Source organism: Micromonospora sp. NBRC 110009 (assembly GCF_030518795.1).
In the GTDB taxonomy this organism is placed as follows: Bacteria; Actinomycetota; Actinomycetes; order Mycobacteriales; family Micromonosporaceae; genus Micromonospora.
The window spans coordinates 4,316,605-4,338,457 of sequence record NZ_CP130427.1 but is presented as its reverse complement, the minus strand read 5'-3'; the positions used below and the strand labels follow the sequence as shown (position 1 = coordinate 4,338,457).

Genomic DNA, 21,853 nt, shown 5'->3' with positions numbered 1-21,853 from the left:
GCGTGACCAGCGATCCGCTGTTGCTGACCGGCGAACTGGACGACGCGACGGAACGGCTGCTGCGTACCGCGGCCGCCTTCGACGCCGCGGACGTCGCCGCCGCGTCCCTGCTGCCGGGCTGGACCCGCGGGCACGTGCTGACCCACCTGGCCCGCAACGCCGACGGCTTCGTCAACCTGCTCACCGCCGCCCGCACCGGCGACCCCGTCCCGATGTACGCCAGCCCGGCGGCCCGGGCCGCCGACATCGAGGCCGGCGCCGCCCGGCCGCCGGCGGCCCACCTGGACGACCTGCGTCGGTCCGCGGGCCGGTTCGCCGCGGCCGTCGCCGCCATGCCGGTCGAGGCGTGGACCGCGACGGTGCAGACGCCGCGCGGCCCCCGGGTGGCTGCCCTGCTGGTGTGGGGCCGGCTGCGGGAGGTCGAGGTGCACCACGTGGACCTGGCGGCCGGCTACCGGCCGGCGGACTGGCCGGAGGCGTTCAGCCACCGGCTGCTGCACGAGGCCGCCGCCGATCTGGCCGACCGCCCCGCCGCGCCGGCGATGCTGCTGCGCTTCGCCGGCAGCGGCTGCCACGAGCTGGGCATCGGCGAGCCCGACGGAGCGCCCCGGATCGCCGGCCCCGCGCCGGAACTCGCCGCCTGGCTGATCGGCCGCAGCGCGGGCGAGGTGCTCACCGTCACGCCCGACGGTCCCCTGCCGACCCCACCGGAATGGATATAGAAGTCGTCATGACCTACACCGGAGACGTCACGCCCGGCGGCGAGCCGGCCGTCCGCGACCTCGACCGGCTCACCATCACCAAGGTGTCGGTGGGGCCGATGGACAACAACGCCTACCTGCTGCGCTGCCGGGACAGCGGCGAGCAGGTGCTGATCGACGCCGCGAACGAGGCGCCCCGACTGCTCGAGCTGGTCGGCGAGGGCGGGCTGGCCGCGGTGGTCACCACCCACCAGCACATGGACCACTGGGTGGCGCTGGAGGAGGTGGTCGCCAAGACCGGCGCCCGCCCGCTGGTGGGCGCCGAGGACGCCGAGGGGCTGCCGATCGACGCCGAGCCGCTGCGCGAGGGCGACACCGTCCCGGTCGGGGACTGCGCCCTGGAGGTGATCCACCTCCGGGGGCACACGCCGGGCTCGGTCGCCCTGCTCTACCGCGACCCGTCGGGCGTCCCGCACCTGTTCACCGGCGACTCGCTCTTCCCCGGCGGGGTGGGCAACACCGAGCAGGACCCGGAGCGATTCGGGCAGCTCATCGACGACGTCGAGCAGAAGATCTTCGACCAACTGCCCGACGAGACCTGGTTCTACCCGGGCCACGGCAAGGACAGCACGCTCGGCGCCGAGCGCCCCGCGCTGCCGCAGTGGCGGGCCCGCGGCTGGTGAGCCGCCCGCCGGCGCGGGGCTGCGGACCCGCGCCGGCGCCCCCGTTCCCCCACGGCGGTCAGGCCGCCGCTCCCACCCCGGTCAACGCGCGCAGCGGGCGCCGCGCGCCGAACAGCAACGCCCCGGCGATCAGCAGCCCGACCAGCATGGTGACCAGCGCCGGGCTGGGCGCGCCGGGCAACAGCGCCGACACCGCCCGGGCCGCGGTGCCGAGGGCCACGTAGAGGCCGGCCCAGAGGGCCGCGCCGGGGGCCGCCGCGGCCAGGAACCTCGGGTACGACATCCGCAGCCCGCCCGCGGCCAGCGGCAGCAGGGCGTTGAGCACCGGCAGGAAGGGCGCGACCAGCACCATCCGCCCGCCGCCGCGACGCAGCACCGCCTCCGCCGCCGCCCACCGCGACTCGCCGATCCAGCCGCCGAGCCGGCTGCCCCGCAGCGACGCCCCCCAGCGCCGCCCGGCCAGGAAGCTCAGCGACCAGCCGGCCAGGCAGCCGGCCACCACCGCCGCCACGGTGGCGGCCCCGGCCGCGGGCCGGCCCGTGCCGACCGCCGCGAGGACCGCGGCGTCGCCGGGCACCAGCACCCCGACCAGGGGTACGGCGTCGGCGAGCATGACCAGGCCGAGCGCCGCCATGAGCCATTCGATGGGCAGGTCTCCGACCTGGGCCAGCATCTCCGTCACGGGTCGTACGCTATGGCCGTCGCCGCCCCGGCACATCCGGCCCGGTCCCCCACCCGACCCTGAATCCGCCCTCGGGGTCGACCCCGAACCGGCGTCCACTCAGCACGGTCGCAGCACCTGCACCCGACGCACGGGCGAGTCCACCGAGGGCTCGGTGGTGGGCACCGGGTAGCTGGCCACCACCTCCAGCCGGTCGGGTGGCAGGTGCCCCCGGTCCGGGTCGCCGACCAGCACCTCGGCGCCCCGCGCGGCGGCTCGGCGCAGGAACGGCAGCACCCGCTCGGCCAGCGCGGCGTCGTAGAGCACGTCCCCGGCCAGCAGCAGGTCGACGCTCACCGTGTCGTCCAGCAGGTCGTCGCCGGTCGCCGCCACGACCACCCGGTTGGCCCGCGCGTTGACCGTGACGGCGGCGACCGCGTACGGGTCGACGTCGTTGGCCGCCACCCGGGCGGCGCCGGCCAGCGCGGCGGCGATGGCCACCAGCCCGGACCCGGTGGCCAGGTCGAGCACCCGCCGTCCGGCGGCCAGCTCGGGGTGGTCGAGCAGGTAACGGGCGAGCGCCTGCCCGCCGGCCCAGACCGACGCCCAGTACGGCGGCGGCAGGGACCGGCCGGCCGCCGCCTCCATCCGGGCCCACCAGAGGATCGCGTCCTCGGCGAGGTGCAGCCGTACCTCCGGCACGAACGGCGGGGCGACCAGCCGGAGCCGGTCCAGGCCGGCGCCGGGGGCGGCGATCTCCCGCTCCAGGTTGGCCAGCGCCGTCTGTGCCCTCACCGGGGCAAGCATGCCGCGCGGCGGTCCGTCCCGGGGGGATTTTCCCGCTCGGGGCGTTTTCGCTGGGGCATGCTCGGCGCTTCCGCCAGCAGATTCCGCCTCGGGCGGTTACTGTCGTGAAGGTACAGGGCGATCATCGGCCGCGGCGGCCGGTGCTCACCCGCTTTGAACAGGGAGAGACGCATGGCAACCGGCACGGTCAAGTGGTTCAACTCGGAAAAGGGCTTCGGCTTCATCGAGCAGGACGGCGGGGGTCCGGACGTGTTCGTCCACTACTCGGCCATCCAGTCGGGCGGCTACCGGGAGCTGCAGGAGGGCCAGAAGGTCGAGTTCGAGGTGACCCAGGGGCAGAAGGGTCCGCAGGCGGACAACGTCCGCCCGATGTAGTACCCGTGCCGGCGGCGGCGGTCGGGGGCCGACCGTCGCCGCAGCGCATTCTCAGCCCGCCCTTGCCGGCAGGTCACGGCGGCGCCGGAGCGGGCCGAGGAGCAGGAGCAGCGGGGTCAGCGCCAGCCAGGCGGTCATCAGCCGGATCGCCCCGGCCGGGCCCCACGCTGCGCCGACCGCCCCGGCGAACACCGCTGCCAGCGGGATCGTCCCGTAGTTCAGCAGCTGCATGCTGACGGTCACCCGACCGAGCAGCCGGTGCGGGGTGTACGTCTGCCGGAAGCTGCCCTTGACCACGTTGCCCACGGCGACGCCCAGGCTGACCAGCGCGCCGCCGAGGACGAGCCAGACCACCCGGGCGCCGGGGCCGGCCAGCGGGATGAGCAGCGCCGGCGGCCCGGCCAGCGCGGCGGCGAGCAGCATCGCGCGGGCGGAGCCGAGCCGGCGGGCGAGCGGGGTGGCGAGGCTCGCGCCCACGATCCCGCCCACACTGGCCAGTCCGATCAGCAGGCCGACCAGCCTCGGGGGCAGCCCGGCGGAGCGGACCAGGAAGACGACCAGCACGGCCTGGTAGCCGGTGAGCCCGATGTTGCTGGCCGCGCCGAACAGCGTCATCACCCGCAGGTGCGGGTCGCGGACGACGAACCGCAGCCCGTCGGCCACCTCGCGCCCCAGGGAGGACGGCCCGTCGGGGCGTTCCGGTCGGGGCTCGACCGCCCGGATGCTCCGCAGGCACAGGGCGGAGACCAGGAAGCTCACCGCGTCGAGCAGCACCGCGGTCACCGCGCCGGCGAGCTGAGCGATCAGGCCGGCCAGCCCGGGTCCGACGAGGTAGCTGGCGGTCTGCGTGGCGTGCAGCTTCGCGTTCCCCTCCGGCACCTCCTCGGGCCGGAGCAGGGTGGGCAGGTAGACCTGGTCGGCGGTCTCGAAGAAGACCCGGGCCAGGCCGGCGCCCAGCGCCACGACCAGGAGCTGGCCGACGGTGAGCAGGTCGAGCAGGGCGGCCGCCGGGACGCTCAGGAAGAGCGCCGCCGAGGCCAGGTCACAGGCGATCATGACCGGGCGGCGGCGGACCCGGTCCACCCAGGCACCGGCGGGCAGGCCGGCCAGCAGCCACGGCAGCCAGGCGGCGGCGGTGAGCACCGCGACCTGGAAGGTGGTCGCGTCCAGCACGGCGACCGCGACCAGGGGCAGGGCCACGGCGGTCACGTTGCTGCCGACGGCGCTGACCGCCTGCCCCGCCCAGAGCAGCCGGAAGTCGCGGTGCCGGAGCAGGCCGCCGGGTCGCCGGGGCGCGGGCTCCCGGACCGGCTTACGGGTCGCGGCGGTCACGGCTGGGCCGGCACGCCGTGGGCGAACAGGAAGACGGGTTCGCGGGACCGTCCGTCGTCCGGGGCCGGTCGGTCGGCCCAGCGGGCGAACAGTTCGGTCACCTCGCGCCCGAGCTGGGCCAGCTCCTCGGGGGTGAGGTGCAGCCATCGGTCGGTGCTGAACGGCCCCTCGCCCCAGGCCGCGTGGTCCGCCTCGGGGGCGGCGTTCCAGGCCCGGACCAGGGCGACGTGCCGGTCCAGGTTCAGCGAGTTGGCGGCGTCGGCCACGGCCCGGGCGGCGGGGTCGGCGTCGAAGTCGGCGCTGGACCAGCGCACCGCCCGGTCGCGCAGCCGCCACCACCGCTCCCGGCGATCCCGGGCCAGCTCCGGCGCCTCCGCGACCAGGTCGGCGGCGGCGAGCACCTTGAGGTGGTGACTGACGTTCGCCGGCGCCTGTTCGGTCCGCTCGGCGAGTTGGCCGACGGTCGACGACCCGTGCACCTTGAGCACGTCCATCAGTCGACGGCGCAGCGGGTGGGCGAGTGCCGCGAGGACGCGTGAGTCCGTGACCTGCCGGACGCCGGGGTTCTCCATGCAGAGACCCTGACATATGCAAGAGCTATTGCGCAATGCCTGTTGCCGATTCGCCCCCGCCCGAGCCTAGGGGGTCGCGGTGGACGGTGCCGGGGAGATCGGCAGCACGATGGCCGACGGGTGCCCGGGATCATGCAGGATCTCCCGCCACCCCGCACGCAGAGTGACGGCCGTGCCGAGCGGCTCGCCCGTGCCCGGGTTCCGCGCGTAGCGCGGGTGGGCGCCGCCGGAGACCTGCACGCGCAACCGGTGCCCGGATGCGAAACTGTGGGCCGCCGGCCAGAGGGTGACCGGGACGGTGACCACTCCGGAGGGGTCGGTGGGAAAGCGGCCGGGGGCCACCCGGACCAGACCGTCGCAGACGTTCCACGACCGGCCCCGGCGGTCCACGTCGCAGAGCCGGACGAAGACGTCCAGGTAGGACAGCTCGCTGCGGACGTGAATCTCGGCGTGCACCGGGCCGACCACCTCGACCGGCCCGTCCAACGGCCCGCTGGTCCAGGTCAGCACGTCCGGTCGGGCCTCCACCGGCCGGTTGTCCACCGCGCCGGCCCGCTGGGCGACCAGCAGCGGGCCGCCGAGCGACGGGGTCGGGTCGGCCGGGTCGTACCAGATCCGGTCGGGCGGGGAGGCGGTCGGCGGGGCGCACGCGAGGGACCCCCCGGCGTGCAGGTGCCAGCGGGTCGGCACGGCCGGCGGCGGCCAGTCGGGCAGGTCCCGCCAGCCGCCCCCGGCGCCGCCGACGTGCACGCGGACCGGAGCGCGGCGCGGGGCAGGACGGCCGGCCAGGTGCTCGTCGAGCCAGTCGAGGCCCTCCCGGAGGGCGGCCACGAAGAGCCCCGGGCTGCCGTGGGTCCACGGGCCGACGATCAGCCGCGGCCCGGCGCCGACGGCGCGCAGCCGGGCGTAGTCGTCGAGTTGGGCGGGGAGGAAGATGTCCTGCCAGCCGCTGACCATCGCCACCGGGGCGCGCACCTCGGTGATCCGGTCGCCGAAGACCCGGGGCCGCCAGTAGTCGGCGTCGGGCGTGTGATGGCGCAGCCACTCCTGGAAGAACGGCACGGTCACCCCGGTGGCCACCCGGTCCGCCTCGACCAGCGGCAGGTGCGCCAGCGCCCGGATCAACCGGGGCTGGCCCCGTTTCAGCTCCCACTGCCGGGCCAGCCACGGCACGGTCTGCGCCTGCAGCAGCTCGGCCCAGGTCAGCACGGTGTCCAGAGCGAACGACTCGCCGGCGTAGGTGGAGTCCCGGGTCGCCGAGGCGGTGACCACCGCGACCATCGCGCGCAGCTCGTCGGCCGCCTCGGCGGCGAGCGCCCACTGCACGAAGCCCTGGTAGCTGGCGCCGAACATGCCGAACGCCCCGGTCCACCAGCGCTGCCGGCGCAACCAGTCCAGGGTGTCCAGGCCGTCGTCGCGCTCGTGCACCAGCGGGGCGAACTCACCGCCGGAGCCGTACGTGCCCCGGCAGGACTGGATCACCACGTGGAAGCCGCGTTCGGCGGTGAGCCGCCCGAGCAGCCGCATCGGGCCGCCCCGCCCGTACGGCGTCCGGACGAGCACGGTGGGCGCGTCCGGCAGGTCCGGGGCGTAGTGGTCGGTACGGAGGGCGACGCCGTCACGCACCCGCACGGGGATGCCCCGGGTCACCGCGACCCGCCGGGTACGCGCGGCGGGCAGCCGCAGCGCCGCGCGGGCGACCCGGGTCACCAGCCGGTCCACGATCAGTCCACGGAACGTTCGGGAGTGACGGTCTCCGCCGCCCGCTTCGACGTCCGTCAGCTCAGTAATCCAGGCAGACGCACTCGGTCATCAGCGCCCGCACGTTGCGCACGTACTGCGGGTTGGGGATGGCCAGCGGCTCACCCTCCTGGGCCACCGCGTTGTGGCCGTAGTTGTAGGCCGCGATCACCGCATTGAGCAGGCACGAGTTCAGCTCGCTGGTGCACAGCGAGGCGTCCAGCCGGTAGTCCGCCTCGAAGTACATGTCACCGATGTACTTGGTGAGCCAGGCCAGGTAGTTGGCGCCCAGATAGGCGTTGTCCCGGTAGTCGTCGATGTCGTACGACTCGCCGAAGCGCTGGTTCATCCAGTCGGCGGTGGCCGGCATGACCTGCATCAGCCCGATGCCGCCGTCGCAGGCCACGATGTTGGACTGCCAGCCGCTCTCCTGCCAGGCGGTGGCCTTGACCAGGTTCAGCGGAATTTTGATGTCCGGCGCCGAGGTCGGCCAGTAGGTCTTCGCGGCCGCGTCGGACAGCGCCGACTTCACCTCGCTGCGGGTGGCCTGGGTGCCCCGGTAGCTGGGCTGACAACCGCTCGGCGCGGGCTTCGGCGGGGGCGGCGGCACCCGGGTCTCGGTCGGCGGCTTCGGCGTGGCCAGCGGGCCGGCGGACGTCCGGCGCGGCTTCGGCTTCGGCTTCGTCGTCGGCCTGGCGCTCGGGCTGGGCGTGGCGCTGGGCGCGACACCCATCGCCTCGACCGCCGGCGGCTCCTCGCTCGGCTCGTCGGCCGGCGCCTGGGCCGGCACCTCCGTCGGCAGCTCGACCGCCACCTCGCGGGCCGGCCGCTCCGCGCCGCCGCAGCCCGCGACGACCCCCGCCAGCACCAGCCCGGCGACCGCCGCCGTGGCCCACCGGCCAACCCTTCGCTGCATCGGACCTCCCCCGTGGTCGTCCGGGCGCACCCTAGCAGGGATCAACGGGTTCCCGGGGAACCCGGGAGGCGGTCCGGAACCGGCGCGGCCGCAGCGGGCGGCGCCGGCCGGCCGGCCCCGCTTCCCCTGTGGACGATTCGGCCGCCCCGCCCGCCGCCCGGTCCCGGGTGGCCCAGGCGACCACGAACACCGTGACCCAGGCCGCCCCGAGCAGGACGGAGGTGGCGGTGCCGCTGGCCGTGCTCCACCCCAGGTAGAGCCGGGCGCCGCCGACGGCGACCACGCCCGCCAGGGCACCCGTCCACACCGTCACCGCCACCGGCCAGCGCGCACCCCGGGACAGCAGCCAGGCCAACGTGCCGAAGCTCGCCGTCACCACCGCGTTCTGGGTGGGCAACAGCTCCGTGGACACCGCCGGGCCACCCGGCCCGGTCAGGTCGGCGACCACGGCCAGCACGACCAGCGGCACGAACGCCCCGGCCGTGCCGACCACGCTGAGCGGGTCGGCCCGCCAGGGCCGGTGCCGCCAGGCCAGCACCGCCGCGACGACGGCCACCGCGGCGATCAGGAAAGACCCGCGCAGCACCGAGACCACGGCCAGCGCCGCGTCGGCCACCCCGGGGGTACGCCGGGCGGCGAACCAGTCGGCGACCAGGCCGTCGAGCACCCCGAGCCCGCTGTGCCGGACCACCGCCTCCAGCACCGCGGCGACGGCCAGCCCGGCGGTGAACAGCAGCAGCAGGCCGGCGGCGAGACTGAACAGCAGCGTCCAGGCCGGCCCGAACCGCATGGCGACCAGGAAGAGCAGCACCCCGTACCGGGCGCGCAGCCAGCGCAGCGGGGGCAGGGCGGCCGCCCGGGCGGCCAGCGCCCGCGCCGGGTCGGGGTTGCGGCCGAGCCAGCGGCCGGCCAGCACCACGCCGGTCAGGCAGAGCAGCAGCACCAGCACCGCGCCGGTGGCCCGGCCGAGCAGCCGGGAGACCCGCTCGTACGACTCGCCGGCGACGTACCCGACCAGCACGGAGGCGCCGACCCAGCTGACCACCCCGGCCAGGTTCCACGGCGCGAACCGCCGGTACGGCAGCCCGGCCGCCCCGGCCAGCCGGGGCGCCAGCGTCCGGGCGAAGGCCACCCAGCGGGCGGCCAGCACGCCCCGGCCGCCGAGCCGGTCGAGCAGCGAGTCGGCCCGTCGCCACCGCTCGGCGCCGATCCGGGCGCCGAGCCCGGAGGCGCGCAGCCGCGGCCCGTACCGGCGGCCGGCCCGGAAGGCGAGTGTGTCTCCGATCACGGCGGCCGCCGTCATGGCCAGCAGCGCCGGAATAATCCGCAGGGTCCCCGCGTAGGCTAAGAAGCCGACCAGCAGCAGGGTCGCCTCACCCGGCACCAGCAGTCCGAAGATCACCGCGGTCTCGCCCGCGACGATCATCGCGGCGACCAGGTAGATCAGCAGGGACGGTTGGCCCTGCAGCCACGTCAGCAGGTCAGGCATCCGGTCCCCCATGCACGGGGTCAGCATGCCAACCGACAGAACGGTCGGGACAGCAGTTTCGGCAGAGATCCGGGCGAATTCGGGGTCACCCCGAGGCCTTCCCCGGCAACCGCAGACAGGAGTATGGAGGGTATGCAGCTTCGCACCGACCTCCGCAACGTCGCCATCATCGCCCACGTCGACCACGGCAAGACGACCCTGGTCGACGCCATGTTGCGGCAGGCCGGCGCCTACGGCGCCCGCGGTGAGGTCACCGAGCGGGTCATGGACTCGATGGACCTCGAGCGGGAAAAGGGCATCACCATCCTGGCCAAGAACACCGGCGTGCACTACCTGCCGGCGGACGGCTCCGACCCGGTCACCATCAACATCATCGACACCCCGGGCCACGCCGACTTCGGCGGCGAGGTCGAGCGGGGCCTGACGATGGTCGACGGGGTGGTGCTGCTGGTCGACGCCAGCGAGGGACCGCTGCCGCAGACCCGGTTCGTGCTCCGCAAGGCCCTCAAGGCCCGGCTGCCGATCATCCTGGTGATCAACAAGGTGGACCGCCCCGACGCCCGGATCAAGGAGGTCGTGGACGACACCTACGAGCTCTTCCTCGACCTGGACGCCGACGAGGAGCAGATCGACTTCCCGATCGTCTACGCCTGCGCCCGCGACGGCATCGCCTCGCTGACCCAGCCGGCCGACGGCGCGGTGCCCAGCGACAGCCACAACCTGGAGCCGCTGTTCCGCACCCTGCTGGACACCATCCCGGCGCCCGCGTACGAGGCGGACGCGCCGCTGCAGGCGCACGTCACCAACCTCGACGCCTCGCCGTTCCTCGGCCGGCTCGCGCTGTGCCGGGTGCGGCAGGGCACCATCAGCAAGGGCCAGACCGTGGCCTGGTGCCGCACCGACGGCAGCACCCAGCGGGTGCGCATCTCCGAGCTGCTGATGACCGAGGGCCTGGAGCGCAAGCCGGCCGAGTCGGCCGGCCCGGGCGACATCATCGCCGTCGCCGGCATCCCCGAGATCATGATCGGGGAAACCCTGGCCGACGCGGAGAACTCGGTCCCGCTGCCGCTGATCACCGTCGACGAGCCGGCCATCTCGATGACCATCGGCACGAACAACTCGCCGCTGGTCGGCCGGGTCAAGGGCGCCAAGGTCACCGCCCGCATGGTCAAGGACCGGCTCGACAAGGAGCTGGTCGGCAACGTGTCGCTGCGGGTGCTGCCCACCGAGCGTCCGGACGCCTGGGAGGTGCAGGGCCGCGGTGAGCTGGCGCTGGCCATCCTGGTCGAGCAGATGCGCCGCGAGCAGTTCGAGCTGACCGTCGGCAAGCCGCAGGTGGTCACCAAGGAGATCGACGGGAAGACCTGCGAGCCGGTCGAGCGGCTGACCATCGACGCGCCGGAGGAGTACCTGGGCGCGATCACCCAGCTCCTGGCCACCCGCAAGGGCCGGATGGAGCAGCTGGTCAACCACGGCACCGGCTGGATCCGGATGGAGTGGCTGGTCCCGGCGCGCGGCCTGATCGGCTTCCGCACCGAGTTCCTCACCGAGACCCGCGGCACCGGCATCCTGCACCACGTCTTCGAGTCGTACGAGCCGTGGTTCGGCGAGCTGCGGACCCGCAACAACGGGTCGCTGGTGGCCGACCGGTCGGGCGCCGTCACCGCGTTCGCGATGACCAACCTCCAGGAGCGCGGCCAGCTCTTCGTCGAGCCGGGCACCGAGGTGTACGAGGGCATGATCGTCGGCGAGAACTCGCGCTCCGACGACATGGACGTCAACATCACCAAGGAGAAGAAGCTCACCAACATGCGGTCGTCGACCGCGGACGAGACCGAGAAGCTGATCCCGCCGCGCAAGCTGTCGCTGGAGCAGGCCCTCGAGTTCTGCCGCGAGGACGAGTGCGTCGAGGTGACCCCGGCCGCGGTCCGGATCCGCAAGGTGGTGCTGGACCAGACCCAGCGCGGCCGGATGGCGGCCCGCCGCAAGCACGCCGGCTGAGCCTTCCCCAGCCCGCACCGGAGCCCGGACCGCCCTCGGCGGCCCGGGCTCCCCCATCTCCGCCCCCCGCCCCCGCCCGCGGGGTCAGGGGGTGGGTTTGGTGGCCTGGAAGGCGAGGATGTCGGGGACGGGGCCGGAGCCCGACTCCTCGATCCGGGTCAGCACCAGGCCGGCGCGGGCGACCGCGGTGAGCAGCTCGCCGAGGGGGACGTGCCAGGCGCCCACCCGGGCCCGCACCCCGGTCGAGTTCCAGCTCCGGAAGGTGCGCGCCCGCTCGGCGTAGCCGCCGTCGATCACGATCCGCTCCGGATCGGACCGATCGGCGAACGCCCCGCAGAAGCAGGGGTGCACGCCCACGTGCACCAGCCGACCGCCGGGCGTCAGCACCCGGGCCGCCTCGGCGATCGTCGCCGGGTAGTCCGGCATGTCGGTGTGGGCGAGCACGCAGACCGCGGCCGGCACCGCCGCGTCGGGCAACGGCAGCGCGGTCGCGTCGGCCCGGGCCACCGGCAGCCGGCCTCGGGCGTGCCGCAGCTGCCCGGCCGACAGGTCGATGCCCACCGGGTCCCAACCCAACCGGCGCAGCTCGGCGGCGTGCGCACCGGTGCCGCAGCACAGGTCGAGGCAGCGCCCCGGGCCGGTGCCGAGCAACCCGGCCAGCACGTCCCGCACCCGGCGGCTGTAGTCGCCGGCGCTGTTCGTGACGTAGTCCTCGTACCAGTCGGCGATGGCGTCGTACGCGGCGGTCGTCATCTGCGCACGCTAGACCGGCCACCGGCCGGGCCGCAGCCCCGCCCGGTGATCCGCTACGGTCACCGGCATGACCTGGGAGGATCTCGACGCGCACCTCGACAAGGTGCCCGGCACCGTCTCCGCGTACGTGGGGCGGCTGGGCGCCCCGCCCACCTGGACCCGGCTGCCCGACGCCACCCACTACGCGGCGAGCACCATGAAGGTGGGCGTGCTGGTGGCGCTGCACCGCGCCGCCGAGGCCGGCCGCCTCGACCTGGACCGGCCGATCCCGGTGCGCAACGCGTTCGACTCCGCGCTGCCCGGCGCGCCCCGGTTCGCCAACGCCCAGCACTACGACAACGACGACGCGGTCTGGGCCCGGGTCGGCGGCACCGCGCCGCCGCGCTGGCTCGCCGAGCGGATGATCATCCGGTCCAGCAACCTGGCCACCAACGTTCTCATCGGCCAGGTCGGGCTGCCGGCCGTGGCCGAGGCCTGGGCGCACGCCGGGGCGCGGCACAGCGTCACCGGCCGGGGCATCGAGGACTTCGCCGCCCGGGACGCCGGCATCGACAACCTGGTCACCGCCGCCGACCTGGCCGCCCTGCTCGGCGGGCTGGCCCGCGGCGCCCGCGAACCCGGGCCGCTCGCCTCCCCGGCCGGCTGCGCGTCCATGCTGGACGTCCTCTTCGCCCAGGAGCACCGCGAGGACCTCGCCGCCGGCCTGCCCGAGGGCACCCGGATCGCACACAAGAACGGCTGGGTACGCGGCATCCGGCACGGGGCCGGGGTCGTCTTCCCGGACGACGCCCCGCCGTACGCGATCGTCGTCTGCACCACCACCGACCTGGCCGACGGCGGCCCGACCGGCGAGGAGGTCGACGACGCCTGCCGCCTGATCGCCGAGGTCTCCGCCCGGGTCTGGGCGTCCCGGCACACCCTGGCCGGCTGACCCGCCCGCCGGCGGCTCACTCCAGCAGGCGCGCCCGCAGCGCGGCGACCGTCTCCTCCGTCACCCCCAACCCGTCGCGCAGGTACGCCCCGAACGACCCGTGCACCCGCCGCACCTCGTCGTAGGCGGCGTCCAGGTAGTCCGGCCGCACCTCCAGCAGCGGGCGCGCCACCGCCGGGTCCAGGTCCGGCCGCTGGCGGGTCATCGCGGCGAGCAGCACCTCGCGCAGGCTCTCGGTCAGCTCGTTGTGCCGCAGGTAGTCGGCCCGGATCGCGGCCTCGTCCACGCCGAGCGCGGTGAGCAGCACGACCGACAGCCAGCCGGTGCGGTCCTTGCCGGCCGAGCAGTGGAACAGCAGCGGCAGGTTCCCCGCCTCGGCGGCCAGCCGGACCGCCGCCCCGAAACCGGCCCGCGCCGACTCCCCGGTGACGAACCACCGGTAGATCGCGCACATCGCCCCCGGCATGCCCTGCCGAGCCAGCTCCTCGTAGGCGGCCAGGTCGTGGCCGAGCAGCACCGCCGAGACGTAGGTGAACACCGGGTGGGCCGGGTCGTACACCGGCAGGTGCACCACCCGGGGCCCGCCGACCAGGCGGTCCGGCGGGGCGACGTCCTGCTCGGTGGCGTGCCGCAGGTCCACCACGCAGGCGGGCGCCAGCTCGGCCAGCACCGGCAGGTCCTCGTCGGTGAGCCGGCCCAGCGCGGCGGTGCGGATCAGCCGGCCGGCGCGTACCCGCCGCCCGTCCGCCGCGGGCAGCCCGCCCAGGTCACGGGCGTTCGGCGCGCCCACCAGCTCCCAGCCTCGTCCCGCCATCGGCCCTCCCCTGTCGCCGGTCACCTGCGTATAGGGTGCCGGACATGACCATCGCCGCGGTACGCACCCACCGGCTCTCCGCCCCCTTACACACCCCGTTCGTCACCGCGCTGCGCCGCACCACCACGGTGGACACCCTGGTCGTCGAGGTGGTGGACCGTGACGGGCGGTCCGGTTTCGGCGAGGCCCCGCAGGTGTGGCAGGTGACCGGCGCGTCGACCGCCGGCGCCGAGGCGTGCGTCCGGGACCTGCTCGCCCCCGTGCTGACCGGGCGGGACGCCGACGACCTGCAGGCCCGCTGCGCCGAGGTGCGCCGCGCGGTGGCCGGCAACGAGTCCGCCAAGGCCGCGGTGGACGTCGCCCTGCACGACCTGGCCGCGCGGCGGCTCGGCGTACCCCTGGTGCGGCTGCTCGGCGGGACCGCGCTGCGCGTCCCGACGGACGTCACCCTGGCCGCCGGCGACGCGGTCGACCTGGCCGCCGCGGCGAAGCAGCGCCGGGCGGAGGGCTTCACCGTGCTCAAGCTGAAGGTCGGCACGGACGCCCGGGGCGACCTGGACCGGGTCCGGGCGGTCCGCGCCGCGGTCGGTCCGGACGTGCGCATCCGGCTCGACGCCAACCAGGGCTGGACGCCGCGCGAGGCGGTCCGGGTGATCCGCGGCATCGAGGACGCCGGGCTCGACGTCGAGCTGGTCGAGCAGCCGGTCCACCGCCGGGACCTGGACGGGCTGGCCTGGGTCAGCGACCGGGTCGACCTGCCGATCCTCGCCGACGAGTCGGTCTTCGACCTGCGCGACCTGGTGGAGGTGATCCGCCGCCGGGCCGCCGACATGGTGAACGTCAAGCTGGCCAAGAGCGGCGGCCTGCACACCGCCCGGGCGCTGCTCGACCTGGCCGCCGCCCACGGGATGGGCACCATCGTCGGCTCGATGATGGAGAGCCCGGTGGGCGTGGGCGCCGCGGCCAGCCTGGTCGCCGCGTACGGCACCAGCGCCGTCTCGGACCTCGACGCGGCCTGGTGGCTCGCCTGGTCGCCGGTCACCGGCGGCATCCGGTACGACGGTGCGCACGTGCTGCTCCCGGACGAGCCGGGACTCGGCATCGCGAGCCTGGGTGAAGCAAAGGTTCAGACCCGCAGTTGAGTGCCGTTGGTTTTTTTCATAGGGTCGATCCGGAGAAGCGCGAGCTGGGGGTGGACGTGGAGCTGCAACCGGGCCACGAGGCCCTCGTCCGGGTCCCGGTCGCGACCCTCTGGACCGCACCCGAGGCGGTCCGACCGATCGACCGCCCCGCGCTGACCGATACGCCCGACGTCGCCGCCTGGGTCGCCGGCATGGACCGGGACCAGCAGGTCGGCGAATGCGTGCTCAGCCAGCTGCTGCTCGGTGAGCGGGTGCTCGTCACCGAGCTGCGCCCGGACGGCTGGGCGCAGGTGGTCGCCGTCGAACAGCCCGCCGCCGAGCTGGACCCCCGGGGCTACCCCGGCTGGCTGCCCGCCGCCCAGCTGACCGCCCCGGCGGAGGCGGACCAGTCCGCCGCCCCACTGGTGGTGGACGCCACGCTCACCGCGCTGCGCACCGCCCCGGACGGTCCGGTGGCGCTGCCCGGCGTGGTCCTCAGCACCCGCCTCGCGCCGGCGGGCCGGCCGGTGGACGGCTGGCGGCCGGTGCGGGTGCCGGGCCGGGCCGACCCGCTCTGGGCGCCCGAGGGCGACCTCGTCCCGCTGCCCACCGAGCGGCCGGACGCCAAGGAGGTGCTGGCCGTGGCCGAGCGGCTGCACGACCTGGTCTACGTCTGGGGCGGGCACTCCAGCCACGGCATCGACTGCTCCGGCCTGGTGCGCACGGCCTGGCGCCGGTACGGGGTGACGCTGCCCCGGGACGCCGCCGACCAGGCCGAGGTGGGCAGCGAGGTGGCGCTGGGCGAGGAACTCCCCGGCGACCTCTACTTCTTCGCCCGGCCCGGCCGCCCGATCCACCACGTCGGCATCGTCAGCACCGAACCGCACGGCGACGTCCGGCGGATGTTGCACGCCGACTACGTCAAGCGCCGGGTGCTGGAGGAGCGGCTTCCCCCGGATCGCGAGGCCACCCTGGTCGGCGCGCGCCGCGTCTGACCCCGTACGCCGAAAGGGGCGCTCCCGACCTCGGGAGCGCCCCTTTTCCGGTTGGTCCGGTCAGCGCCGGGCGTCGGCCAGCTCGCGGCGCCGGTCGCGCGACGACTTGAACAGGCTGGCCGCGGTGGCGACCGCCAGGGTGCCCAGGATGACGACCAGGGACAGCCAGATCGGGATGTGCGGGGCCCACGCGACGTGCTCGCCCCCGTTGACGAACGGCAGATTGTTGTCGGCGAGCGCCTCCAGGACCAGCTTCACCCCGATGAAGCCGAGCACCACGGCCAGGCCGTAGCTGAGGTAGATCAGCCGGTCCAGCAGCCCGCCGAGCAGGAAGTAGAGCTGCCGGAGGCCCATCAGCGCGAACACGTTCGCGGTGAAGACCAGGTAGGGCTCCTGGGTGATGCCGAAGATCGCCGGGATCGAGTCGAGCGCGAAGATCAGGTCGGTGGTGCCGATCGCGATCATCACGATCAGCATCGGGGTGAACAGCCGGCGGCCGTTCTCGTGGGTGGTCATCCGCGCCCCGTCGAAGTCCCGGGACAGCGGCAGCGCCTTGCGGCTCCACCGGATGAGCAGGTTCTCGCTGAACTCGTCCTCGTCCGGCTCGCCCTGCCGGGCCAGGTTGATCGCCGTGTAGATCAGGAACGCGCCGAAGATGTAGAAGACCCAGGAGAACTGGGAGATCAGCGCGGCGCCCGCGGCGATGAAGCCACCCCGCATCACCAGCGCCAGCAGGATGCCGATGAGCAGCACCTTCTGCTGGTATTTCCGGGGCACCCCGAAGCGGGCCATGATGATCACGAAGACGAAGAGGTTGTCCACCGAGAGGCTGTACTCGGTGAGCCACCCGGTGTAGAACTGGCCCGCCGCGCTCGGCCCGGAGGTGAGCCAGAGCCCGGCGCCGAAGAGCAGCGCCAGCCCGACGTAGAAGCCGACCCAGAGGCTCGACTCACGGACGCTCGGCTCGTGTGGGCGACGACCGATGATGAGCAGGTCGATGAGCAGGATCGCCGTCAGCGCGACGAGGGTCCCGGCCCACGCCAGTCCGGACACGTTCAATTCATCCTCCGGCAGACACACAGCGTCGGGCACACCGTACGCCGGGTGAGCGGCCGGGGTGCGTCGACGCTGACTCTGGTGACTGTCGGAGGTCTCTTCCGCCACCGGCCCAGGGCTGGGCCGCTGACCGACGGGGCCGGGTCGTGCCACCGGGGGGCCGGCGCTCTTCCGTGCTGACGACTCCGTCGCGGGGGAATACTCCCCTCCTCGGCCGCCATTGTTCACCATCCGACCCGCCCGGCGCATCTCCAGGGGTCGGTATTGACGGCGGGATCACTTTCCCCGAAGCCTGGGCTCACCCTGCCTACGACGTCCTAGGAGGCTAGGTGAACGGTTGTGGGGCACCGGCCTCAGGCGGGCAACAGCGGATCGGCGAACTGCCAGCCGGCGGCCAGCAGGGCGTCGCAGGCGGCCACGGCGGTCGCCAGCCGCGCCGCGTGCGGGCCGCGCAGCTCCACCACCGGCACCCCGCAACCGGCCAGCTCCATACGGAACCGCCCGGTCATCCACGCCCGCAGGTGCTCCCCGTCCCGCAGCCCGTCGTCCGCGAAGGGCACCCTCTCGTGGTCGGTCAGCAGGTACAGCGCCGGCCGGCGGGCGGCCGCCCGCACCGACGCGGAGGACGAGCCGAGATAGCGCTCCTCCCAGACCGCGGTGGCCCGCGCGTCGGTGTCGCAGAACAGCAACGGGCCGCTCACCCGGGCCGCCGCGTCCTCGGCCGCCTGCTGCTCGCGCACCACCTCGGCGAAGTCCGCCCGGTCCCAGGTGACGTCGAAGACGGTCGCCGCCGGCCGCCGGCGCCGCAGCTCGGCCAGCTTGCGCGCGGTCAGCTCGCGGCCGTACTCCGGCACGTAGGCGGTGCGGTAGTGGGCGGCGAGCGCCTCCGCCATCGTGGTGGTGCCGGTGGACTCCGCCCCCACCACCACGACCCGGCGGACCAGCCAGGCGCGCACCGGCGGGCTCAGCCGGTGCCAGTGCGCCACCGGGTCGGCCCGCACCGCCGTGCCGGAGACCGGGACCGCCCGCCGGTCCAGGTCCACGCAGACCGGCACCGCGTCGAAGCGGCGGGCCAGTTCCGCGCCGTACGCCTCCGACGAGAAGACGGCGTCCACCGGCTCCCCGCCGAGCGCGTCCCGGAACACCCCGCAGTGCAGGTCCCAGACCGCCGGGTCGGCGTAGTCCACCGGGTGGTCGTCGTACCGGCCGACGACCCGGACCCACGGGGTGGCCGCATGCGCCTCGCGCAGCCAGTCCACCCGATCGGCCAGCGGGATCGACTCGCGGCGCGACGGGGCGACCACCACGGTGACCGCCGCGCAGCGGGTCGCGGCGGCCTCGATCAGCGCGTGGTGCCCGGCGTGCGGCGGATAGAACTTCCCGACCACCAGCCCGTGCCGGAACTCCGGCCGACGCCCGCCCGGCTGCCCGGCCGCCGTCACCGCCGCGCCGGTCACGCCGCCACCGGGGCAGGGCCGGGCGGCACCGGCGTGGCCGCCGACCGTCGGCGCAGGTCCGCCCGCCACTCCCGCAGGCCGAGCACGCAGAGCGCCAGGAAGATCAGGTAGAGGCCGCCGGTCAGCCACAGTCCCTTGTACGCGTAGAGCGGGATGTAGATCAGGTCGGCGGCGATCCAGAGCCACCAGCTCTCCACCAGCTTGCGGGTCTGGCCGTAGGTGGCCAGCAGGGACAGCGCGGTGGTGACCGCGTCGGCGAGCGGCACGGTGGAGTCGGTGGCCCGGTCCAGCAGCGCCCACAGCCCGGCGGTGAGCAGCACGCCGGCCGCGCCGAGCGCCCACCACTCCCGCCGACCGGTACGCGCCACGGTCAGCCGGCTGCGCCGCTCCCCGCCGTAGCGCCAGGCCCACCACCCGTAGAGGCCGAGGACGACGTAGACGATCTGGAGACCGGCGTCCGCGTACAGGCCGGCGGTCCAGAACAGCAGCATGAGCAGCAGCACGTTGGCGATGCCGATCGGCCAGTTGGCGATGTGCTGGCGCGCCACCAGCCAGACGTTGACCACGCCGGTGGCGAAGCCGAGCAGCTCGGCCCAGGTGGTGCCGGTCCCCGCGACGGTGAACGCCGTGCCGGTGAGCCAGTCGAGCATGAGTTCCTCCCCCGTTTACCCGCGCCCACCCTAGAGGCCGGACGGCGGGACGGAACAGCCCCCGGAACCGTGCGGCCGGGACCCGCGTGCGAGGCTTCGGGGCATGGTTCTTGAGGTCGCGCTGATCGACGTGACGCCCGGACACGAGGACGACTTCGCCGCCGCCTACGCGCAGGCGCGCCCGATCCTCGCCGGCACGGAGGGGTGCCGCTCGGTGCGGATGACCCGGGGCGTGGAGTCACCGTCCCGGTTCGTGCTGCTGGTGGAGTGGGACTCGGTGGAGGCGCACGACGTCAACTTCCGGCAGAGCGAGCGCTTCCCCCAGTGGCGGGCGCTGATCGGCCCGCACTTCGCCGGCCCGCCGCTGGTCGAGCATTTCGTGGACGTGCCCGCCTGAACTGTCGTACCGGGGACATAGCGTAGGTCCCGACGCGCCGGTCGCCGGTCCCGACGGTCATCGGGGGCGCCGGGCCCGGCGGCGGCGCGTCTCATGGCGCGCGGCCTGACCCGGCCGCGGTCAGTGCGCCGCGGGAAGCGGGGCGTCCCGGGGCTCGCGCGGCCGGGGCACGGCCGCCGGCCCGATGAGACCGGCCAGCAGTTCGGCCGACGCGTCCGCCGGCAGCGCCGCCGCCAGCAGCCAGTCGATCAACCGCTCATACCGGTCGATGTCCGCCGGGCCGGCCAGCCGCAGATCGGTGGTGAGGGTCTCCACCAGCACGGTCCGCGGGTCCGCCGGATCCGGGTACGCGTAGTAGGAGAAGGCCGTCAGCGGGTGGACCCCGCCGTGCGGAGCCGCGTCGCGAGGCAGCAGCCGGACGGTGACCTGCGGCCGCTCGGCGAGGGCGACCAGGTGCCGCAGCTGGTCGTGCCAGACGTCGGCCGGGGTGCCGCCCGGGTCGCAGACCCGCTCGTCGAGCAGGGCGGTGTAGTGGGGTGGATCCGGCCGCCCGAACAGTTCCTGACGCACCGCGCGGGCCCGCACGTCGGCCTCCACGTCCACCCCGTCGCAGAGCAGCGCCCCGGCGGCCACCCGCAGCCGGGCGTATTCCGGGGTCTGGAGCAGCCCCGGCACCACGGCGGCTTGGTACTCGACGATGCGGGCGGCGCCCGCCTCCAGCTCGGCGTACGCCCGCTGCCGCTCCCCCATCTCGCCCAGCGCCTTGGACCAGCCGCGCCCCGTGGCGGCGTCGCGGGCGATGACGATCAGCCCGTCCCGCTGGCCGGGCGGCACCTGGTAGACGTCGAGCAGGTCGAGCACGTCGGCCAGGTCGGGCCGGCTCTGACCCAGCTCGATGCGGGACAGCTTGGACGTGGACGCCCAGCCGAGCCGGTCGCAGACCTGCTCGAGGGTGAGCGACTCCCGGTGGCGCAGCCGGCGCAGCTCCGCGCCGAGCCGCGCCCGGCGGACCACAGGACTTGCTGACAACGGCATGCGCGCCTCCCACCGACGGAGAGTACGCACGACCGTCACGGAGGGCAATACCTCGCTCGCTCAGTGCGATCGAGGCGGGAATCGCGCCTCGACGGGCGCCGGGCACCGCGTCAGGGCCGGTACGTGCCGAACGACCAGACCAGCCCGGACAGGTCCCGGGCCACGTAGTCGCGGGAGCCGTAGTCGGTGTCAAAGGGCGGCCGGACGATCTCCGCGCCGGCCGCCCGGGCCCGCTCGTGGTGCCGGTCGACGTCGTCCACCACCACGTAGACGCGGCGTCGTCGGCCGGGCGGGAGGCGGGGGCGGGCCCGGTGCCGAGGATGACGAGGCCGTCGCCGTAGCCGAGCTGCGCGTGCCGCACCACGCCGTCCGGCCCCTCGTGCACCTCGTGCACGGTCAGGCTGAACGCGGACCGGAGGAAGTCGATGGCGGCGTGGGCGTCGGGGTACCGGAGGACCGGGTAGAGGTTTCCCATGCCCCGAGTCTGCCGCCGGTGCCGTCAGCGGGGATTGGACGAATGTGACCCCTGGGCCATGGCCGCCGGGGTGGCGCCGGCGAACTCCCGGAACTCCCGGATCAGGTGCGACTGGTCGTAGTACCCGCAGCGGGCCGCCAGCTCGGCCCAGCCCGCCCGGGCGGCCCCGAGCTGCCCCGCCCCGCCGGCCGGCGCCGTGATCAGCTCCCGGCCCAGCGTCGCGTACGCCCGCTGGAAGCGCAGCAGCCGCGCCACGGTCTTCGGGAGCAGACCGAACTCGCGCCGGAACACCACCGCGAAGTGCCGCCGGCTCCAGCCGGTCTCGTCGGCCAGCGCGGCGACACCGACCCCGCCGCCGCTGCCGTCGAGCAGCCGCCAGGCGCGCAGCAGGCGCCGGTCGACCGGCCCGGCGAGGGCCAGCCGGCCGGCGAGGGCGGCGTCGAGCCGGGCGAACCGCCCCGGCCAGTCGGCCAGGCCGGCCAACTCGTCGCGGAGCCGCTCCAGCCAGCGGCCCAGCCGGTCCACCGGCACGGCGCGGTTGGCCAGCTCACCCAGCGGCAGCCCGAGCAGCCGGCGGGCGGCCGGCGGCGTCAGCAGCACCTGCACCCCGGCGCCCGCACCCACCGTCCGCGTCGCGCAGTACCCGTCGAACGGGCCGGCCACGAACGCGTTCACCCCGTACGCGCCCCGCCCGGCGGCCCGCGGGTCGGTGACGTCGAGCGGGGCTCCCCAGCCGAGGATCAGCACCACGAAGGCGCCGGCCACCTCGCGGCGGACCAGGGGACGGGCCGCGTACTCCCGGTAGCCGAGGTAGCGGTCCACGTACGGGCGCAGCCGGGGATCGGGGAGGCCGACGACCGCCTCGGTCAGCACGCCGTCCACCCCGCTCCCC

Annotated in this window: 23 protein-coding genes; 8 read left to right on the top strand and 15 right to left on the bottom strand. The window is 74.9% G+C overall.

Annotated elements, in window-relative coordinates:
- Positions 1 to 2 precede the first annotated feature (2 nt).
- Together Q2K19_RS20795 and Q2K19_RS20790 are read left to right on the top strand one after the other, a co-directional pair.
- Entirely contained in the window at positions 3 to 722 is a 720-nt protein-coding gene (locus Q2K19_RS20795) for a maleylpyruvate isomerase family mycothiol-dependent enzyme (protein WP_302763054.1), read from the top strand.
- 8 nt (positions 723 to 730) lie between these two features.
- A complete protein-coding gene (locus tag Q2K19_RS20790) occupies positions 731 to 1,384 on the top strand; it encodes an MBL fold metallo-hydrolase (protein ID WP_302763053.1) in 654 nt (217 codons plus the stop codon).
- A gap of 58 nt (positions 1,385 to 1,442) precedes the next feature.
- Here the strand turns inward: Q2K19_RS20790 and Q2K19_RS20785 are convergent, their stop codons facing one another.
- On the bottom strand, positions 1,443 to 2,066 hold the full coding sequence (locus Q2K19_RS20785) for a DedA family protein (RefSeq protein ID WP_302763052.1): 624 nt from the start codon (positions 2,064 to 2,066) through the stop codon (positions 1,443 to 1,445).
- A 99-nt stretch (positions 2,067 to 2,165) separates the two neighbouring features.
- Positions 2,166 to 2,852 carry a class I SAM-dependent methyltransferase gene (locus Q2K19_RS20780; protein ID WP_302763051.1) on the bottom strand — a complete coding sequence of 229 codons (687 nt, stop codon included), beginning with the start codon at positions 2,850 to 2,852 and terminating at the stop codon, positions 2,166 to 2,168.
- Between the two features lie 171 nt (positions 2,853 to 3,023).
- Between Q2K19_RS20780 and Q2K19_RS20775 the strand changes: the two genes are divergently transcribed.
- Entirely contained in the window at positions 3,024 to 3,227 is a 204-nt protein-coding gene (locus Q2K19_RS20775) for a cold-shock protein (protein WP_302763050.1), read from the top strand.
- A gap of 51 nt (positions 3,228 to 3,278) precedes the next feature.
- Here the strand turns inward: Q2K19_RS20775 and Q2K19_RS20770 are convergent, their stop codons facing one another.
- The 5 genes from Q2K19_RS20770 to Q2K19_RS20750 all read right to left on the bottom strand — a co-directional run bounded on the left by Q2K19_RS20770 (position 3,279) and on the right by Q2K19_RS20750 (position 9,276).
- Entirely contained in the window at positions 3,279 to 4,559 is a 1,281-nt protein-coding gene (locus Q2K19_RS20770; RefSeq protein ID WP_302763049.1) for an MFS transporter, read from the bottom strand.
- Entirely contained in the window at positions 4,556 to 5,131 is a 576-nt protein-coding gene (locus Q2K19_RS20765) for an ArsR/SmtB family transcription factor (RefSeq protein ID WP_302763048.1), read from the bottom strand. Before Q2K19_RS20765 ends, Q2K19_RS20770 begins: the two co-directional genes overlap by 4 nt.
- A gap of 66 nt (positions 5,132 to 5,197) precedes the next feature.
- Positions 5,198 to 6,856 carry a CocE/NonD family hydrolase gene (locus Q2K19_RS20760; protein WP_302772672.1) on the bottom strand — a complete coding sequence of 553 codons (1,659 nt, stop codon included), beginning with the start codon at positions 6,854 to 6,856 and terminating at the stop codon, positions 5,198 to 5,200.
- 58 nt (positions 6,857 to 6,914) lie between these two features.
- A complete protein-coding gene (locus tag Q2K19_RS20755) occupies positions 6,915 to 7,787 on the bottom strand; it encodes a transglycosylase SLT domain-containing protein (RefSeq protein WP_302763047.1) in 873 nt (290 codons plus the stop codon).
- Positions 7,788 to 7,818: 31 nt separating this feature from the next.
- Positions 7,819 to 9,276, bottom strand: a complete 1,458-nt coding sequence (locus Q2K19_RS20750) for a DedA family protein (RefSeq protein WP_302763046.1) — start codon at positions 9,274 to 9,276, stop codon at positions 7,819 to 7,821.
- A 132-nt stretch (positions 9,277 to 9,408) separates the two neighbouring features.
- Here Q2K19_RS20750 and typA point away from each other — a divergent pair, with 132 nt between their 5' ends.
- Complete coding sequence (gene typA / locus Q2K19_RS20745) at positions 9,409 to 11,277, top strand: translational GTPase TypA (protein WP_302763045.1); 1,869 nt, start codon at positions 9,409 to 9,411, stop codon at positions 11,275 to 11,277.
- Positions 11,278 to 11,361: 84 nt separating this feature from the next.
- Here the strand turns inward: typA and Q2K19_RS20740 are convergent, their stop codons facing one another.
- Positions 11,362 to 12,030 carry a class I SAM-dependent methyltransferase gene (locus tag Q2K19_RS20740; protein ID WP_302763043.1) on the bottom strand — a complete coding sequence of 223 codons (669 nt, stop codon included), beginning with the start codon at positions 12,028 to 12,030 and terminating at the stop codon, positions 11,362 to 11,364.
- 67 nt (positions 12,031 to 12,097) lie between these two features.
- Between Q2K19_RS20740 and Q2K19_RS20735 the strand changes: the two genes are divergently transcribed.
- Positions 12,098 to 12,961, top strand: a complete 864-nt coding sequence (locus tag Q2K19_RS20735; RefSeq protein WP_302763041.1) for a serine hydrolase — start codon at positions 12,098 to 12,100, stop codon at positions 12,959 to 12,961.
- Between the two features lie 16 nt (positions 12,962 to 12,977).
- On the opposite strand, the gene Q2K19_RS20730 is transcribed toward Q2K19_RS20735, so the two are convergent.
- Positions 12,978 to 13,775 carry a tyrosine-protein phosphatase gene (locus Q2K19_RS20730; protein ID WP_302763040.1) on the bottom strand — a complete coding sequence of 266 codons (798 nt, stop codon included), beginning with the start codon at positions 13,773 to 13,775 and terminating at the stop codon, positions 12,978 to 12,980.
- A gap of 44 nt (positions 13,776 to 13,819) precedes the next feature.
- Here Q2K19_RS20730 and Q2K19_RS20725 point away from each other — a divergent pair, with 44 nt between their 5' ends.
- Both Q2K19_RS20725 and Q2K19_RS20720 read left to right on the top strand, forming a co-directional pair.
- The gene (locus Q2K19_RS20725; RefSeq protein ID WP_302763039.1) at positions 13,820 to 14,917 is read left to right on the top strand and encodes a mandelate racemase/muconate lactonizing enzyme family protein; all 1,098 of its coding nucleotides are present in this window, start codon (positions 13,820 to 13,822) and stop codon (positions 14,915 to 14,917) included.
- A complete protein-coding gene (locus tag Q2K19_RS20720) occupies positions 14,914 to 15,891 on the top strand; it encodes a C40 family peptidase (RefSeq protein WP_302763037.1) in 978 nt (325 codons plus the stop codon). The genes Q2K19_RS20725 and Q2K19_RS20720 overlap by 4 nt, the downstream gene beginning before the upstream one ends.
- A 60-nt stretch (positions 15,892 to 15,951) precedes the next feature.
- Here Q2K19_RS20720 and Q2K19_RS20715 read toward each other — a convergent pair whose 3' ends face one another.
- From Q2K19_RS20715 to pnuC, 3 genes are all read right to left on the bottom strand, one after another.
- On the bottom strand, positions 15,952 to 16,950 hold the full coding sequence (locus tag Q2K19_RS20715) for a TerC family protein (protein ID WP_302763035.1): 999 nt from the start codon (positions 16,948 to 16,950) through the stop codon (positions 15,952 to 15,954).
- A gap of 350 nt (positions 16,951 to 17,300) precedes the next feature.
- Complete coding sequence (locus tag Q2K19_RS20710) at positions 17,301 to 18,404, bottom strand: AAA family ATPase (RefSeq protein ID WP_302763033.1); 1,104 nt, start codon at positions 18,402 to 18,404, stop codon at positions 17,301 to 17,303.
- Complete coding sequence (gene pnuC / locus Q2K19_RS20705; RefSeq protein ID WP_302763032.1) at positions 18,401 to 19,054, bottom strand: nicotinamide riboside transporter PnuC; 654 nt, start codon at positions 19,052 to 19,054, stop codon at positions 18,401 to 18,403. The genes Q2K19_RS20710 and pnuC overlap by 4 nt, the downstream gene beginning before the upstream one ends.
- A 103-nt stretch (positions 19,055 to 19,157) precedes the next feature.
- Here pnuC and Q2K19_RS20700 point away from each other — a divergent pair, with 103 nt between their 5' ends.
- Entirely contained in the window at positions 19,158 to 19,451 is a 294-nt protein-coding gene (locus Q2K19_RS20700; RefSeq protein WP_302763031.1) for an antibiotic biosynthesis monooxygenase family protein, read from the top strand.
- Positions 19,452 to 19,571: 120 nt separating this feature from the next.
- On the opposite strand, the gene Q2K19_RS20695 is transcribed toward Q2K19_RS20700, so the two are convergent.
- From Q2K19_RS20695 to Q2K19_RS20685, 3 genes are all read right to left on the bottom strand, one after another.
- Entirely contained in the window at positions 19,572 to 20,486 is a 915-nt protein-coding gene (locus Q2K19_RS20695; RefSeq protein ID WP_302763030.1) for a helix-turn-helix domain-containing protein, read from the bottom strand.
- A 110-nt stretch (positions 20,487 to 20,596) separates the two neighbouring features.
- Positions 20,597 to 20,749, bottom strand: a complete 153-nt coding sequence (locus Q2K19_RS20690) for a VOC family protein (protein WP_302763029.1) — start codon at positions 20,747 to 20,749, stop codon at positions 20,597 to 20,599.
- Between the two features lie 236 nt (positions 20,750 to 20,985).
- Entirely contained in the window at positions 20,986 to 21,843 is an 858-nt protein-coding gene (locus Q2K19_RS20685) for a helix-turn-helix domain-containing protein (protein WP_302763028.1), read from the bottom strand.
- Between the last annotated feature and the right edge of the window lie 10 nt (positions 21,844 to 21,853).

Bases quoted from the DNA above. Each gene is read 5' to 3' on its own strand.
- Q2K19_RS20765 (WP_302763048.1), bottom strand. From the start codon at position 5,131: ATGGAGAACCCCGGCGTCCGGCAGGTCACGGACTCACGCGTCCTCGCG.
- Q2K19_RS20700 (WP_302763031.1), top strand. From the start codon at position 19,158: ATGGTTCTTGAGGTCGCGCTGATCGACGTGACGCCCGGACACGAGGAC.
- Q2K19_RS20750 (WP_302763046.1), bottom strand. From the start codon at position 9,276: ATGCCTGACCTGCTGACGTGGCTGCAGGGCCAACCGTCCCTGCTGATC.
- Q2K19_RS20730 (WP_302763040.1), bottom strand. From the start codon at position 13,775: ATGGCGGGACGAGGCTGGGAGCTGGTGGGCGCGCCGAACGCCCGTGAC.
- Q2K19_RS20695 (WP_302763030.1), bottom strand. From the start codon at position 20,486: ATGCCGTTGTCAGCAAGTCCTGTGGTCCGCCGGGCGCGGCTCGGCGCG.
- Q2K19_RS20725 (WP_302763039.1), top strand. From the start codon at position 13,820: ATGACCATCGCCGCGGTACGCACCCACCGGCTCTCCGCCCCCTTACAC.
- Q2K19_RS20775 (WP_302763050.1), top strand. From the start codon at position 3,024: ATGGCAACCGGCACGGTCAAGTGGTTCAACTCGGAAAAGGGCTTCGGC.
- Q2K19_RS20740 (WP_302763043.1), bottom strand. From the start codon at position 12,030: ATGACGACCGCCGCGTACGACGCCATCGCCGACTGGTACGAGGACTAC.
- typA (WP_302763045.1), top strand. From the start codon at position 9,409: ATGCAGCTTCGCACCGACCTCCGCAACGTCGCCATCATCGCCCACGTC.
- Q2K19_RS20735 (WP_302763041.1), top strand. From the start codon at position 12,098: ATGACCTGGGAGGATCTCGACGCGCACCTCGACAAGGTGCCCGGCACC.
- Q2K19_RS20755 (WP_302763047.1), bottom strand. From the start codon at position 7,787: ATGCAGCGAAGGGTTGGCCGGTGGGCCACGGCGGCGGTCGCCGGGCTG.
- pnuC (WP_302763032.1), bottom strand. From the start codon at position 19,054: ATGCTCGACTGGCTCACCGGCACGGCGTTCACCGTCGCGGGGACCGGC.
- Q2K19_RS20790 (WP_302763053.1), top strand. From the start codon at position 731: ATGACCTACACCGGAGACGTCACGCCCGGCGGCGAGCCGGCCGTCCGC.
- Q2K19_RS20780 (WP_302763051.1), bottom strand. From the start codon at position 2,852: ATGCTTGCCCCGGTGAGGGCACAGACGGCGCTGGCCAACCTGGAGCGG.